A 15045-nucleotide genomic window follows, 5' to 3' on the forward strand; every position below is an offset into this window, starting at 1 on the left:
CGTTATTTGGCGGAAACGGAGTATCGGTTCGTGACGGTGACCCCGGCGAGCCATCAGCGCGTGCTCGCCCGGCACCGTGGCACACCCGGTATGACACGCACCGATGTGCTGGGATGGAGCAGGCCTTATGTCCCGGGATCGATCGATCCGACCGTCGAGCGCTTGCTTGGAGAAGCCGGTGCGATCGAGGCAGCGGGGGATGGGCTGCGCCGCTCGACCGTTCGTGTCTCGACCGTCCACCAACGGCTTTTCCTGCATTCTGCCTTTCCGACCGTCGCCGAGGATTCGGTGTTTTTGGGTCCCGACAGCTATCGCTTCGCTGACCTTATCATCGGGGAACTGGCGGCATTCCCGCTCGATCCGGGCGATGTCGTCGTGGACATGGGCACGGGATCGGGCGTCGGCGCGGTCACCTGCGCCGGCGTGGTGCCCGACACCAGGCTTTTCATGACCGACATCAATCCCAGGGCACTTCGCTTCGCCCGAATTAACGCCGAAGCCTCAGGATGCGCTATTACGGCTCTACAGGGGCGCAACCTCGCCGGCATGGAAGAGTGGATCGCCGTCGCGATCGCTAATCCGCCCTATGTGATCGATCCAGGCCATCGCGCCTATCGGGATGGCGGCCGCAACCATGGCGGCGAAATTTCGCTGGAAATGGCGCGTGCCGCTGCCACCGCCTTGAAGCCAGGAGGGCGCTTCATTCTTTATACCGGCAGCGCGATCGTGGGCGGAACAGATCTACTCAGAGAAAAGCTGTCGGAGATTGCGCAAAGCCATAGCTGCGCCCTGCGATACCGCGAGCTTGATCCGGACGTCTTTGGGGAGGAACTTGAACTCCCCCATTATCGCGATGTCGATCGAATCGCTGTCGTCGCCGCGATCATGACGCGTGCCCCGCGCTAACGACCGGTGTCCCGGGATTAACAGCGATCAATGCGATTGACTGGAACAGAGCCTTCAAGCCGCCCGTTTTGCCTGCATTCCTAAATCGAGGACGCAATGAATATCCAAACGGATCCAGATCGACGAGATACGGGCTCCCAGTTCCTGACCGATAGCTTTCAGCGGGGGCTAGCGCACTGGAACCGGGAACGACTGGCGCCTCAATTTCCCCAGGCGGACTGGCGCGCAACCCTGGAGCGCGACCAACGCATGCTGCGCCTGGAAGCGGGTTTCGTCGAAGAGCTGCGGGGCGAGATCACCATCCGTGCCGCGCAGGCGCCGACCGGTCCTGATGCTTTCATAGCCTGGTTTGAAGGCTTGAAGGATAATGGCCCCGGTCAGGGCGACGAACTCTTTCCCTGGCTCGCCGAAGACGCGTCCAGGGAAGAACTGCGCTGGTTCTTCGAGCAAGAAGCGGCGGGCGAAGCGGGCTTCGATGATTTGGTCGCGCTCACTCAAGTCAAGCTTCCCGCGAGCGCGAAGATGGAATTGGCGCGCAACTATTGGGACGAGATGGGCCGGGGCAATGCCAAGGGCATGCATGGTCCGATGCTGGACGCGCTGGCCGAGACGCTGGACGTCGATCCCGTCATCGAAAATACGGTCTGGGAAAGCCTGGCGCTCGCCAACATCATGACCGCACTTGCCACCAGCCGCCGTTACGCTTGGCATTCCGTGGGCGCGCTGGGCGTGATCGAATTGACGGCGCCTGGTCGTTCGGCGCTTGTGGCCAAGGGTTTGCGGCGTATTGGGCTCAGCGAGCGGGAACGTCGCTATTTCGACCTCCATGCCGTGCTGGACGTCAAGCATAGCGCGGACTGGAATCGGGAAGTCGTGCGGCCGCTCGTCGCGGAAGACCCACGCCGGGCGACTGCTATTGCCGAGGGCGCGCTGATGCGGCTTCTATGCGGCGAGCGCTGTTTCGCGCGCTATCGGGCCGCACTAGGGCGGAGCGCAGGCGTTTGAAGACCGGCGCGCCCGCGTGACGCGTCGACTCCCTGGCAGCGCTCTCATCTTCCTGTCGCTTGTGCTGGGACTTGGCGCAGGAGTGGCGATGAACGGGACTACCGGCCCCTTTCGTAGCATTGCGTCGGGCGTTTTTTCGCCGATAGGCCAGTTATGGCTGGACGCACTGACCATGACGGTCGTGCCGCTGGTTTTCGGCCTGTTGGCTAACGGCGTCATGTCTGCGGCCGCCAGCGGCAAGGCGAGTTCCGCAGCGGGCCGATCGCTCTTCTGGTTCGCAGCCTGTCTGACGGGGGCCTGCCTGACAGCGGCGCTGGCTGCCCAATCGATCCTCGCATGGTGGCCGGTGCATGGCATTGAGGCGGTTGCCGGCTCTGTGACGATGCCAACGCCCGCAGCCGCCGAATGGTATCGCGGCATCATACCCGCCAATCCGATCAAGGCCGCTGCCGAGACGGCGATCGTTCCGCTCGTCGTCTTCGCGCTGTTTTTCGGCTTCGCCGCCGCGCGGATCGAACCGGTCCTGAGCGCCGGCTTGCGTAAGCTGTTGGATGCGATCGTGCAGACGATGCTCATCATCGTGGGGTGGGTCCTCAAGGTCGCGCCGATCGGTATCTTCGCGCTCGCCTTCGGCGCTGGCGGTCGGATGGGCAGTGGTGCGCTGGGCATGCTCGGGCAATATATCGCACTGATTTCCGCTATCTGCCTGCTGACGACCCTCCTAGCCTATGTCGTCGCCGTCGTGGCGGGGCGTATGTCCATTATGGATTTTGCCAAGGCGACCGCTCCCGCCCAGGCGGTCGCCTTTGGAACACAGTCGTCACTCGCATGTCTTCCGGTCATGGTAGCGGCAGCGCCACGGCTCGGCGTCAGTCCTGCCTCGGCGGGGCTGATTCTTCCCCTTGCCGTGTCTCTCTTTCGCGCAGCCAGCGCCGGCGCGAATGTCGCGGTTGCGATCTATCTCGCGCATCTTCATGGCGTGCCGCTGCCCTGGCCCCTGCTTCTCATAGGCGCGCTGATTGCGGTTCCCGTCAGCCTCGCTGCGGTGGGGCTGCCGGCACAGGTCTCCTTCTTTGCTACAATCGGTCCGGTGTGCCTGGCGATGGGCGTGCCGGTCGAACTGCTGCCGCTGCTGCTCGCGGTCGAGACGGTCCCTGATATTTTTCGGACCGTCGGCAATGTGACGGCGGATCTTGCGGTCACGCGCCTTGCCGGCGATCGCGCCGAGTTAGATGCGTCAGCAAGCGTGATCGACAGTCGCAATGATGCGGGTTAGATGGTATCGTTGGGCATACAGCCAGGGTCCTTGCCAACTCTGAGGTCCAGTCTCCGGCGTTTGACTTCGCACAGGTGCACTACCTTGCCCCACGGAATCTCTGAACTACGCGTTGCCCGTGAAAATTACCGTAAAGCACGAACCCCTGGTGTCTTCTCGATCGGCGGACGACAGCACTCCGCCTAGCTGTCGCGCCAGGGATATGACGACCCTCATGCCAAGGCTTTTGTCAGCTGCAGCGGGATCGAAATCAGCCGGCAGGCCTTCGCCTTCGTCGCACACGATGATTTTGTGAATGCCTGAGTCATGGGCGTAGGTGACGTCGATCTGTCCGGCACCGTGCTTCGCGGCATTCGTGACGAGTTCATTGACAAGCAGTCCGATCGGCTGGATCCACGTCGTTGGAACCTTTCCATCGGCACCGTGCACAAAGATCGAGCGGTCGAGGATCGTCGCTAACTCCTCACAAAGGCGCCGTAGGAACGCCATGCATGAAGCTTCTTCCGCTTCATCAGCGTAGAAGTGACGATGGACCTGGGCTACGGCCGCGACGCGGTTAGCCGCCATCTGCAGGTGCGATGCGGCCGGACCGACATCGGGCGTGCGGCTCTGCATCGCGAGCAAGCCTGAAACAAACTGAAGACTGTTCATTACGCGATGGTCGATTTCCTTAGCCATCAGCTTGGCCTGCTCGACGGCCTGCCGCGCGGAGAGTCGCATTTCGAGTTGATCGATTACCAGAGAGGCGAGATCTTTCAGGTCTTCGATCTGGCATTCGTCGACTGGACGGGCCACCTTGTCGATGACGCACAGAGTGCCAAGGTTGAAGCCATCGCTCGTGGTGAGTGGGACACCGACATAGAAGCGGAGTCCGAAGTCACCTGCGACGAGGGGATTAGCCAAAGAGCGCGGATCGATACTGGCGTCAGGTAGCAGATATGGGTCATTGCTCAGGATCGCCGACGCGCACAGACCGGGTGATCGTTGGATTTGTTCGACCGGTAGCCCGTGGTGAGACTTGAACCAGATGCGGTCCTCGTCGACTATACTAATGATTGAAATTGGAACCCCGAAGCGCCTTGCAGCAAGCGCGGTGACTCTGTCAAACGCGCCGTCAGGCGGCGTGTCCAGCACGTCATAACGCCGGACCGCGGTCATCCGCTGCGCCTCATTCTCGGGCATGGGGGGTCCGGTAGTCATGGCGTCTGGTCTATGGTCATGGGCAACAAAGGCATGGCATGCACCAAGAATCCGGAAATGTCGATACGAGCGGCAGAGACGCCTCCGCTTTGGGTATCAGAGGCACCGCTCCTCAGCAAACTATGTCGGAAATCATTCGGGGTGGCGGGTCGCGAGGAATGTTCGCGCCGCGTAGCAGATGTTCTGCTTTTCAATTGTGTTTCGCTGCACCGATTTGGCTGGCAGGGAGTTTAGCGGACTATGGCGCTCCCAAATTCCCTCATCGATCCTAAGCTGATCTATCTGGAGCCCGCAGTCGTGGTAGCGCCAGCGTCGAAACCATGGTTCCCGATGGGCGGTGCTGTTATGATGTCACATATTCAAGATCGAGGGTAAGCAGTTGAGTTTCGACATATTAAGCGGCGGCGGGCAGATGGGTGCCGTCATGCGAGCGCATAATTGGATCGCGTCGCCGCTCGGCCTGCCCGATCGCTGGCCGCAGCCGCTGAAGACCCTCGTGGGGGTATTGCTCGCCGCCGACCAGCCAATGTTCATCGGCTGGGGTTCCGACCACATATTGCTCTATAATGACGGGTACGCGCCGATCCTAGCCGATCGGCATCCGCGCGCTCTGGGCCTTCCGTTCTTCGAGGCTTGGCCTGAAGTGCGGCAGGAGCTGACACCACTGTTCGACGCCGTGGACCGAGGCGAGCCAGTGCACATGCCCGATCTTTCGCTTGAGCTCGATCGCCCCGGCCGCGATCGAGAGGCGCACTTTGCTTTCAGCTACACACCTGTTCGCAGCGAGGCAGGGGACGTTGCGGGGCTGTTTTGCGCCTGTACCGAGACAACTGATAAGGTTGCTGCCGATCGCTTGTCATCCGCAGCGCGTAACCGGCTCTTCGAAATGACGCGGGATCTCTTCGGGGTAGCAACCTTCGATGGTCGGCTGAAGGCAATCAATCCAGCCTGGACATCCGTGCTCGATCGGACGACGGATGAACTGACCAGCCGTCCCTTTGCAGATATCATCCATCCTGACGATCTCGCTACCACCGCGGACGTCGTCACGACCCTCATGAGCGGGGAGCCGGTCCATCAGTTTCAAGTGCGGCTTTTAAAGGCGGATGGCACCGCCATCCCCTTCGCATGGTCGGCGGTCCCTGATACTATTCCAGGCAGCGGCGTATTCTACACCGTGGGACGCGATATCACGGAAGAACAGAACCGCGAAGAGATGCTGCGGCAAAGCCAAAAGATGGAGGCCGTTGGCCAGCTCACGGGCGGTTTAGCTCATGACTTCAACAATCTGCTGACAGGAATGATGGGCAATCTTGAGCTGCTCCAGATGCGCGTAGCGCGTGGCCGCACGGACGATCTCGATCGCTTTATTTCGGCGGCACAAGGAGCGGGCCGTCGCGCGGCCTCGTTAACTCAGCGCTTGCTCGCTTTCTCCCGCCGTCAAACGCTCGATCCCAGGCCGACCGATGTCCATGTCCTTATTCGCGGCATGGATGATTTGCTAAGGCGCACGGTCGGACCCGAAGCGTTGGTGAAGGTGATCGACAATGCCGACTTGTGGCCGGCAATGATTGATAGCACGCAGCTGGAGAGCGCGTTGCTCAACCTGTGCATCAACGCGCGTGACGCCATGCCTGCCGGTGGACGCATTACCATTGAGGCCGCCAACAAACGTCTCGATGAACGTGCAGCTCGCCAGCACGACATGACTTCGGGTGAATATCTGTCGATCTGCGTCACCGATGCGGGTACCGGGATGGAGCCGCAGGTGGTCGAGCGGGCGTTCGAGCCGTTTTACACCACCAAGCCGATCGGGCAGGGCACTGGTCTCGGCCTCTCCATGGTATACGGTTTCGCCCGCCAGTCGGGCGGACAGGTCCGTATCTATTCGGAAGTCGGCATGGGCACGACCGTCTGCATCTACCTGCCGCGCTACCATGGTGATGCTTCAGACGGTGCCACCCATGCAATATTAGCTGAGCCCACCACGGCAAGCGGTGAGACGGTGCTCGTGGTTGATGACGAGGCAACCATCAGGCACCTGATCGACGAAGTGCTAGATGGGCAGGGCTACATGGTGATCGGCGCAGGAGATGGCGCGGCTGCAATCAAGGTGCTGCAGTCAGGCGCCAAAATTGATCTGCTCATAACCGATGTCGGTTTGCCAAACGGGATGAACGGCCGGCAAGTCGCGGACGCGGCGCGCGCGCTTCGGCCTGGTCTGAAAGTGTTGTTCATCACCGGCTATGCCGAGAATGCGGCGGTAGGTAATGGACATCTTGAACCCGGCATGGAGCTACTAACCAAGCCTTTTACGATGGAAGCCTTGTCCGTCAAGGTAGCCAACATCTTACGGTAGGGGTCAGCAACAGCTTGCAGCACAAGAAAAGGGCACATTTGGACATGGTGTGGGACGGTCCCTGGTCGATGGACCCTACCCTATATTCCACGCCGTACTCGTAATTAGATCGCCGAATTGGACCATGTGGTTAACTCGGGCTTTGGCAGCCGCTTGCCTATAGGTTGCAAGCAATTCGGTTTCCCAAAGCGTGCCAATCGCGCGTCGTTAGCGCTCGAACCGCACGAAACAAAATTAGTGCACCCATAATGGTGGTGAGCAATGTCAGGGGGGCCACCGTTCATCAAAATGTTGTTCGCCCAGCAATTGGCCTGCATCGTCCAGGTGCAAAAGGCTCCGTCATCCAAGATGCGTTGAATGCGCCGAGCCATGAGGGTCGAACGGTGTTTCAATGCGCCGCAGGAGACTGCTCGCGAGGAACGCCAGAGTGTGGCGGTGTTTAGCGGATGAGGATGAGGCGTAGAGGGACAATGAGCAAATTCGATCAAGGGTCAGGCGCGGGCAGCAAATTCGAGCGGCTTGTCCAATCACGATTGCTCATATGGAGACAATCGCGGCAGTAGGGCCATATGAACCATGCAATCAAAAACTCACTCACTCTCCTGCCCCCTGTACGACCTTTAAAGGGGAGAATAGCCCCACCAGGTTCGAAATCGATCACCGATAGGGCCTTGCTTCAGACAGCCCTGTCGCAGGGGACCAGTCGTCTCACCGGCGTGTTGAAGAGCGACGATACCCGGTACATGGCGATGCTCTCAGAGCGATGGGAGTTTGCGTTGAAGAGCCCGACGACACCAGTTTTATCGTCACCAACCAGGGCAGACTCAACGCGTCGATAGCCCCTCTGTTTCTTGGCAATGCGGGAACGGCCACCCGCTTCCTCACCGCCGCCGCTGCGCTCGTTGAATGAACGGTGGTGGTGACACGTCACAGCCATATGCAAAAGCGGCGATCGGCCCGCTCGTGACGGCGTTGCGTAGCTTAGGGATCAAGGTGGACGCGCCGACCGACTGTCCGCCGATCGCCATCCGGGGCAAAGGCAGCTTTACTGGCGGCAGGGCAACCGTCGATGCTGGCCTATCCAGCCAATATGTCTCGGCGCCGTATATTGTTGGTTTCGTCATAGTAGAGTGTGTAGCGCGCCTCAGCACGGCCAAGCCCATGAAGAAGAATGTCGGCCCTGCGAAGCTGATCGATATCTATGGCTCTATAACAATTTGGGTAATCTCTAGAGCCAAGATGATCTGCCCCCCGCTGAGTGGCCCAGAGACTATGATAGTCTGGACCATGAAAGGGACATTGAATGCCGAGCAAGAAGCACAAGCCGGAAGAGATCATCGGCAAGCTGCGTGAAGTGGAGATTGTGCTGGCGCAGGGATCATCGACTGCCGAGGCGTGCCGGCGGATCGCGGTCAGCGAGCAGACCTATTATCGGTGGCGCAAGGAGTATGGCGGGCTGAAGACCGATTAGGCGCGGCGGATGAAGGATCTGGAGAAGGAGAACCAGCGGCTGCGCCGGGCGATCTCGGACCTGACCCTAGACAAGCTGATCCTGCAGGAGGCTGCACGGGGAAACTTCTGAGCCCCGCGCGGCGGCGACGCTGCATCGATCATGTGCGACGAGAGCTTCCGGTGTCCGAACGACGGATATGCCGGGTGCTGGGTCAGCATCGATCGACACAGCGCAAGATGCCACGCGGGGCGGATGACGAACAGGCACTGACAGAGGATATCATCGCTTTGGCGAAGCAATATGGCCGTTATGGCTATCGCCGGGTCACGGCGTTGCTGTGCCATGCGGGGTGGACGGTGAACCATAAACGTGTCGAGCGGATATGGCGGCGTGAGGGACTGAAAGTCCCGCAGCGCCAGCCAAAGCGCGGGCGTCTATGGCTCAATGACGGATCATGCATCCGGCTGCGGCCCGAGTATCCGGGGCACGTATGGGCCTACGACTTCGTCGAGGGGCGCACCCATGACGGCCGCAAGTTCCGCATCCTGACGATCATCGACGAGGCCAGCAGGGAATGCCTGGCGCTCATCGTTGCACGGCAGCTCAAACATGAGGATGTTCTGGCGGCCCTGGCCGACCTGTTCATCTCGCGTGGGCCGCCAGCGCATATACGATCCGATAATGGTAGCGAGTTTATCGCGACCGCCGTCCAGAAATGGCTGGGGCAGATCGGCGTGAAGACCCTCTACATCGCGCCGGGATCACCATGGGAGAATGGCTATAATGAAAGCTTCAACGGGTCGCTTCGCGACGAACTGCTCAATGGCGAGATCTTTTACAGCCTCGCCGAGGCCAGGGTGCTGATCGAGGCATGGCGGCGGCATTACAACACCGTCCGCCCGCACAGTAGCCTTGGATATCGACCACCGGCCCCGGAAACGGCGGCACCGCCATATCCGGCCTCCGGTTCCGCTTCGCTCCACCTCCGTCCGGATATGGCGGCGATGAGCTTAATGCACTAACAAACCAATCGGTCCACTCGGTGGGGGCAGATCACGCAGAGGCTACGTGCGCGAACAAAGTCAGAAGAACTATCGGTCCAGTCATGATCGTGCGCATGGAAGCCTCCACTATGTAGTGGGTATAAGTGGAAAGGGGACTTCGCCTACTGTCAATCTCAGGAGCGACCGTCAGCCCCGTCTCTCCCCGAGAAAGCTTTTCCCCCCAATGGCTGATCGAACGCGGGAGTCATCGAAGCTGGGCGCATGCGGGATCGGCACCATGAAGTGCGATCGGGCGTGCTTGACCAGGCCTTCCACCTTCCCCTTGTCGTTCCCCTTTCCAGGCCGACCAAAGCGATCGGTAAAAAGATAATGGCTGACGAGCCCGGTGAATGCGCGTGTTCGCTCGCGCTTCCCATCGCCGCAGATCCTGGCAACCGCGATCTTCGTGTTATCATAAAGGATCGACAGCGGCACACCGCCGAAGAAGGCGAACGCCGATACATGCCCGTCCAGAAAGGCCTCGGTCGTCTCCGCTGGATAGGCCTTCACAAAGCAGGCATCCGATTGCGGCAGGTCCATGCAGAAGAAGTGCATCTTCCGGCGGACACCATCGATCACGCCCACCGCTTCGCCAAAATCTACCTGAGCATGTCCTGGCGGGTGCGCCAGCGGCACGAACGTCTCGCGTCCACGCGCCCGGCACAGCCGGACATAATCTTTTACGACGGTGTAGCCCCCGCCAAAGCCATGCTCGTCGCGCAGACGTTCAAATATCCGTTTGGCGCTGTGCCGCTGCTTCACAGGCGCAATGCGATCCGCTGCCAGAATCGCGTCAATCACTGGCAGCAGCGGCCCCGCCTTCGGCTTCGCCACAGGCTTGGTCCGCGTGTAGCCCGGCGGCAGCGAGAACCGGCACATCTTCGATATCGTCTCGCGGCTCAGTCCAAAAACCTTCGCGGCCTCGCGCTGGCTGTTACCTTCAACAAAAACAAAGTGCCGGACGGCGGCGTAGCTCTCCACGGCAAACATCCCCGGCCACCTCCCTTAAAAGGAGCAACCTACCCAATGGCTGGTTTTTAAACCGCCACGCTCAGCAAATCGCTGGCGTTCTATTGGCCTGGTTTATCACCGCCCTCTTCAAGGATCCTTGGATTCGGACGAACCGCGCTGAACGAGCCTGGCGGTTAGCACGACATAGGCGGACATTTGAAGGAATTCGCTTTCCCAATTCTCGAAAACCGAGGAGATGAATTCCGGACTGGTCGTATAGGTGCCCAACGTCATGACGGCCTGATGATGGGGTAGCGCGTCCTCACGCGCGACATGCCAGCCGGCAAACCACTGGCCAAGGATACTGCCCGCGAAGAGAAGCAAAAGCGTAAGCGTCAGTCCATTGTCGCGCAGCAGCTATCACGATCCCCATACCTCTATATGTTGTTAAGGAGGAACACCGGTAGGAGCAACATTGCTCCCTGATGACCGCTCGGTTCTTATGCCGACGAGCCAAGTTCGCCGGCAAGCTGGCGTCCGCGCCGCAGCAGCATCAAGCTCACCGACTCATTGGCCCTGCAATCTGTGGTCTCTGCTCCTTCACCTGTTTTGCCACCTCCTCCCGCCATCGACAGAGAAACTCACGCGCGCCCGAGCCTTGCTACGAGATTAGCTGTCAGCGCTGGCCGCGCTGTCGACCGCCCATGTTCGGTACGCTGCTTCTCGATTGAAGCCGTTGGGGCCATGTCAATTATCTTTGCTAGTTCCTCCACAAGGAGAGGCTTGAGAAATGCTACTCCAAATTTGGGGCCTCGTACCCAGGCCACTCGTGCGGCTATATCGAGATCTTTGCAGTGTATTTGGAGAAACGTGCCAGACGGAGGCGTGGTCGGCCCACCATGCACGAGAGCGCCGGTATAGGAGAGGTCCAGCAAGTGGACGCGGGCGCTGGCACGCCCACATTGGATAAATGCAGGCTCAAATATCTTCAGGCGTTTGGCAATGCGAGTTGTGGACTGACCGGTCATAGGCTCCCCCTTTGCTGCCGAACATCCGACGCTGCCTATCGATCCGCCAAATTGATGCTGGACGAGCCGTTAAGGTTCTTTCCCGAAAAGCAAACGTCAAGAGCGACGAAGTTCGCAAGCGAGGAACGACCGCCATCGCGAGTAGACGCGCGCAGGTTTAAGCGGCGGAAGCTCATTATTCGTTTTCGAGCCCCTTAACTGTCACAGGTTCCCGCACCTGAAGCGAGCTCAAGTCTCGCCAATTGTATCGCATGCGTCACATCTGAAAATGTCCTGGGCAAAGCTGTATCGATATCTTCGATCCCAATGGCAGGTTCGACGTTGCGCGCGACGCCGATGATCACCCGACTTGAAGCAAAGCGGTTTTCAAGTGCAGCGGCGACGCGCTTCATCCGTGACGCCGCTCGGGGGTCAAATAGGCCAAGAATGCAAATGATCTCCGCGTCGCCAAGATCGAGTATTTCACCGCCCTCGCCCCGCAAACGGTCACGAGATTGTTCGCGAACTGTATATCCTTCACGACGCAACAATTGAGCGCCCATCATGGCAATGGCGGCGTCTAAAGGTCCCGCGCCGGGAAAGCAGATGACTTCTCCTTGCTCCAACTTTCCAGGACCGGTGGCAACGTCAGGGGCCGCTACATGCGCGTCGATGTCGATATGGTCAGCCAGCATGACGAGCGTCTCCTTCGCGGCATCGCAGATCGCCCGCATGGCGGATCGCTCGACCGCTCCGCGATCAACATCGGCTGCTGCGAGACGCAACCCAGGCAAAACCACCTCTTCATAATATGTTGCGAGGGATCGCGTCTCCAGAAGAACCTCGGCCTGTTCCACCGCCTCTTCTGCGTGGCCGCCGAGCGCGCGTTGGTAGAAAGTTTCGGCTGGCGACAGCGCGGGTCGATCGCCAAGCATGATGTCGAAGAAGGCGAATGCAGGGACGTGGCGACCGAGTACGACCAACATCAGTGTCAATGGCATGGAAAGCACAAGTCCGATCGGACCCCAGATCCACGTCCAGAAAAGTGCGGCGACGACTACCGACACGGGCGAGAGACCGGTCGACCTGCCATAGATCATCGGCTCGAGTGCATAGCCAATGATCGGTTCCACTATCAGAAATAGCAGCGCTACGTATGTCGCCAAGCTCCAGCCCGGATCTACAGCAGCCGCTATCGCAATGGGACCCGCTGCTGCAACGATCGATCCTACGTACGGCACAAATCGCAGCAGGGCCGCGAGTATGCCCCAAAGACCAGGCGAAGGTATGCCAAGAACGAATAGGCCGCACCATATTATAATACCGAACCCGCAGTTCACGAAAAACTGAGACAGAAAATATCGGCTGAGCCGCGTGGCACCGTCGTCTAGCGCAATTGTAGAGCGGTGCAGATCAGAAGACCCCATCAGGCGGATCAAGCGATCTCGCAGGTCGTCCTTCTGGAACAGGACGAAGATCGTTACGATAACGACGATCAGGACGGTTTCCAGCGGCGCGAGCGCCGGGACGACGATTGTCTGTATTTCTTGAAATGCAGTGAGCGGTGGATCACGAACCTCCACCGGAATGACCTCCGCGTCAGTCCGTGCGGAGAGGTCGCGCTCCCCTTGCTGACGGGCCCGCTCCGCTGCGCGATGACCGCTGCCGCCGCTTGGCGTTTCCCGCGTGAGAAAACCGAATTTTCCTTGTACGTCCGCGCGGACTCTCGCCGCTTTTTCAGCAATCCGTTCCGCATAAGCTGGGGCATCCTGACTCAGCGTCGATGCTTGGCTAACGATGACCGCTCCTGTCACGCCGATCCCGCAGAGTGCAATCAGGACGGCAAATATCACCGAGGGCGTACGCGGCAGCCCTGACCGACGGATGATAGCGACCACCGGCGCAAGCAGAAATGAAAGGAGGATAGCGAGAATTATCGGAATCAAGATGGAGCGGCCAAAGTAAAGCCAGCATGCAACGATGGTACCCACCAACCAAGGCACGAGCATATCCCATCCCCGATGAGAGGCTTGATAATGCCCCCGCAGCGGGAACGGGCGAGCCTGTCGCTCAGATAAGTTCAGCATATCTTTCCCGTCGCCATGGCTTGATCCGATCTCGCGGGCCTTGCGGGCTCGCTATCCCCATTTTAGCCTATATCAGTTTTGGCAATGCAAGATGTTTGGCTCGCCGGCTGGCCTTTCCGGCAGTGTTGGCTTTGGCTCACGGCCGTCCGCGACATTCTCGCGCTTGGCCCAATATAAATGACAGGGAGGAATGTTACGCCATTCGTAAGAGCGCCAGACAGTAGAAAAGTGACTCCGTAAGAGCGGCTCGACAGCTCGCCGCATCTGATAGGCGCAGAACTGGCCAGCCGGCCGAAGCGCGGCGTGGGTCGCAAGCATGATCTTTCCAGCCTCTTCGCCCGAAATCGTCGAAAACGGCAACCCGGAAAGAATGCAGTCTGCTTGCTGCAGTCCTAGTTTCGATAAGATCGCCTCGACGCTGGAAGCCGAACCGGTGACTGCATATAGGCGCCGATCCGTGATCGAGGCCTTGAGATGGGCGACAAAGTCTGGGCTTGTGTCGATCGCGACCAACTTGGCATCCGGCGCAAGACGGTCGAGAATAGCACGCGTGAACGCGCCGGCACCCGGTCCATATTCTACGAAGGTACGGATAGCCCTCCAGTCGAGTGGAGCAAGCATGGTGCGGACCATCCAGCGGCTGGCCGGAAAGCCCGAGCCCACCATAGCTGGATGTTTGAAAAACATTCGCATCGACAAGGCGAAAGCCGATCCGTCCCCCTGCCCCCTCACCTCTCCGACTTCTTCGAACAAAGACGCCATATCGTACCCCTCATTTTCTTGCTCGTAGAGGCATGACTCCCGAGTGTCACATTTGCTCCAGGCATCGGAACAGCGCTATCTCGCCATTCCTTATATTTGGCTGTCTATGGCGTCAGCCGACTACCGCGGGCATCTGACACCGTCTGCGCGCGCGGCTGCGAGGAACCCGCTTCCGACACGTGACGGAGCTAAATCAGCACTGCGCGGTTTCTATTCCTCACAAGGGGAAGGTCATGAAGCGCACATGCATATTAGCGATTATAGGCCTCAGCGTGGCTCTGGCCGAGCGGGAGAAGGTTATCAACGGAAACTAATCGGTAGCGGAGAGAGAACTAGTGCCGGTTCGCATTGGGCAGATCGGCACTCGATATTTTGGGGAGGATATTCCTGACTAAAATATCCGCAGGACGCGAAAGGACCGCAGTCAGAGGTGGCGTAACGTAACGCACCTCTTTATCTGTCTGCGCCGATGTTCGGCCAGAGATTATCTTTTGCAGGCAATGGGTCTGCCGCAGCGCCCCGGCAGTTGTATCCTGATAATGATCGGAAACAGGCATGGCTGTCTGAAGACCCACACCCACCCATCGAATGGAAATGATTATGGCCAAGGACGAGAGCAAGCCATTCGCGCCCCCTGTCTATCATGGCGGCGAAGCGATCAGGGACGCGGATGGCGCGAAAACGCCCTTCACGACGCAGTCCGATCACGAACGCGGCAGACGGGCCCAGCCAGGCACGGGCGCTGTCGTTGGCAGTGGCGCGGGTGCCGGGGGCACCAGCGGCGGCAATGAAGATTATGACGACGACGATGCGGGCGGTGGTCGATCGCCACCGACAGGCTCGCTGGCGAACCAGGAGCATGAGCCCGATCGCCAGGGTACGGAAGCTGCAGGGGAAGAAGCAGACATACCGCCTGGATCGATCTCCCTTTAACAGCACAGGCCCTGTCCGGCGATCTCGGCCAAAGACGGCCCGCGCAGCTGGAAGTTGAGAAAG

11 protein-coding genes and 3 pseudogenes are annotated in these 15045 nt (G+C 59.6%); 8 read left to right on the forward strand and 6 right to left on the reverse strand.

The features are described 5' to 3' along the window. The first annotated feature begins 30 nt into the window (after positions 1-30). The 3 genes from sphantq_RS21530 (at position 31) to sphantq_RS21540 (ending at position 3187) form a co-directional block, all read left to right on the forward strand. Positions 31-906, forward strand: coding sequence for a class I SAM-dependent methyltransferase (locus sphantq_RS21530; RefSeq protein WP_272800351.1), 876 nt, complete (start codon positions 31-33; stop codon positions 904-906). Positions 907-1002: 96 nt separating this feature from the next. Further along, a complete protein-coding gene (locus sphantq_RS21535; RefSeq protein ID WP_272800352.1) occupies positions 1003-1911 on the forward strand; it encodes an iron-containing redox enzyme family protein in 909 nt (302 codons plus the stop codon). 88 nt (positions 1912-1999) lie between these two features. Then, positions 2000-3187: a dicarboxylate/amino acid:cation symporter gene (locus sphantq_RS21540; RefSeq protein ID WP_272800353.1), complete on the forward strand. Its 1188-nt coding sequence runs from the start codon at positions 2000-2002 to the stop codon at positions 3185-3187. A gap of 105 nt (positions 3188-3292) precedes the next feature. Here the strand turns inward: sphantq_RS21540 and sphantq_RS21545 are convergent, their stop codons facing one another. Beyond that, entirely contained in the window at positions 3293-4369 is a 1077-nt protein-coding gene (locus sphantq_RS21545; RefSeq protein WP_272800354.1) for a sensor histidine kinase, read from the reverse strand. 397 nt (positions 4370-4766) lie between these two features. Here sphantq_RS21545 and sphantq_RS21550 point away from each other — a divergent pair, with 397 nt between their 5' ends. From sphantq_RS21550 to sphantq_RS21565, 4 genes and pseudogenes are all read left to right on the forward strand, one after another. Next, positions 4767-6746, forward strand: a complete 1980-nt coding sequence (locus tag sphantq_RS21550; protein ID WP_272800355.1) for a hybrid sensor histidine kinase/response regulator — start codon at positions 4767-4769, stop codon at positions 6744-6746. A gap of 569 nt (positions 6747-7315) precedes the next feature. After that, positions 7316-7656 (forward strand): annotated as a pseudogene (locus tag sphantq_RS21555) (hypothetical protein). Beyond that, on the forward strand, positions 7653-8099 hold the full coding sequence (locus sphantq_RS21560) for a hypothetical protein (RefSeq protein WP_272800356.1): 447 nt from the start codon (positions 7653-7655) through the stop codon (positions 8097-8099). The pseudogene sphantq_RS21555 and the gene sphantq_RS21560 overlap by 4 nt, the downstream one beginning before the upstream one ends. Further along, positions 8050-9221: pseudogene (locus tag sphantq_RS21565) on the forward strand (IS3 family transposase). Before sphantq_RS21560 ends, sphantq_RS21565 begins: the two are co-directional and overlap by 50 nt. Before the next feature lie 228 nt (positions 9222-9449). Here sphantq_RS21565 and istA read toward each other — a convergent pair. The 5 genes and pseudogenes from istA to sphantq_RS21580 all read right to left on the reverse strand — a co-directional run. Beyond that, a pseudogene (gene istA / locus sphantq_RS21570) lies at positions 9450-10232 on the reverse strand (IS21 family transposase); the annotation flags it as partial. Positions 10233-10340: 108 nt separating this feature from the next. Next, positions 10341-10577, reverse strand: coding sequence for a DUF6766 family protein (locus tag sphantq_RS24340; protein WP_335681266.1), 237 nt, complete (start codon positions 10575-10577; stop codon positions 10341-10343). 257 nt (positions 10578-10834) lie between these two features. Continuing rightward, a complete protein-coding gene (locus tag sphantq_RS24440; protein ID WP_083216946.1) occupies positions 10835-11221 on the reverse strand; it encodes a PilZ domain-containing protein in 387 nt (128 codons plus the stop codon). A gap of 194 nt (positions 11222-11415) precedes the next feature. Further along, positions 11416-13209: an AI-2E family transporter gene (locus sphantq_RS21575; protein ID WP_272800357.1), complete on the reverse strand. Its 1794-nt coding sequence runs from the start codon at positions 13207-13209 to the stop codon at positions 11416-11418. A 150-nt stretch (positions 13210-13359) separates the two neighbouring features. Continuing rightward, a complete protein-coding gene (locus tag sphantq_RS21580; RefSeq protein WP_069063913.1) occupies positions 13360-14049 on the reverse strand; it encodes a class I SAM-dependent methyltransferase in 690 nt (229 codons plus the stop codon). A 600-nt stretch (positions 14050-14649) separates the two neighbouring features. On the opposite strand from sphantq_RS21580, the gene sphantq_RS21585 reads away from it, so the two are divergent. Continuing rightward, the gene (locus sphantq_RS21585; protein WP_272800358.1) at positions 14650-14982 is read left to right on the forward strand and encodes a hypothetical protein; all 333 of its coding nucleotides are present in this window, start codon (positions 14650-14652) and stop codon (positions 14980-14982) included. Positions 14983-15045: the final 63 nt, after the last annotated feature.

Source organism: Sphingobium sp. AntQ-1 (assembly GCF_028538045.1).
Taxonomy (GTDB): Bacteria; Pseudomonadota; Alphaproteobacteria; order Sphingomonadales; family Sphingomonadaceae; genus Sphingobium; species Sphingobium cupriresistens.

Bases quoted from the DNA above. Each gene is read 5' to 3' on its own strand.
- sphantq_RS21535 (WP_272800352.1), top strand. From the start codon at position 1,003: ATGAATATCCAAACGGATCCAGATCGACGAGATACGGGCTCCCAGTTC.
- sphantq_RS21585 (WP_272800358.1), top strand. From the start codon at position 14,650: ATGGCCAAGGACGAGAGCAAGCCATTCGCGCCCCCTGTCTATCATGGC.
- sphantq_RS21545 (WP_272800354.1), bottom strand. From the start codon at position 4,369: ATGCCCGAGAATGAGGCGCAGCGGATGACCGCGGTCCGGCGTTATGAC.
- sphantq_RS21575 (WP_272800357.1), bottom strand. From the start codon at position 13,209: ATGCTCGTGCCTTGGTTGGTGGGTACCATCGTTGCATGCTGGCTTTAC.
- sphantq_RS24440 (WP_083216946.1), bottom strand. From the start codon at position 11,221: ATGACCGGTCAGTCCACAACTCGCATTGCCAAACGCCTGAAGATATTT.
- sphantq_RS21560 (WP_272800356.1), top strand. From the start codon at position 7,653: ATGAACGGTGGTGGTGACACGTCACAGCCATATGCAAAAGCGGCGATC.
- sphantq_RS21580 (WP_069063913.1), bottom strand. From the start codon at position 14,049: ATGGCGTCTTTGTTCGAAGAAGTCGGAGAGGTGAGGGGGCAGGGGGAC.
- sphantq_RS21540 (WP_272800353.1), top strand. From the start codon at position 2,000: ATGAACGGGACTACCGGCCCCTTTCGTAGCATTGCGTCGGGCGTTTTT.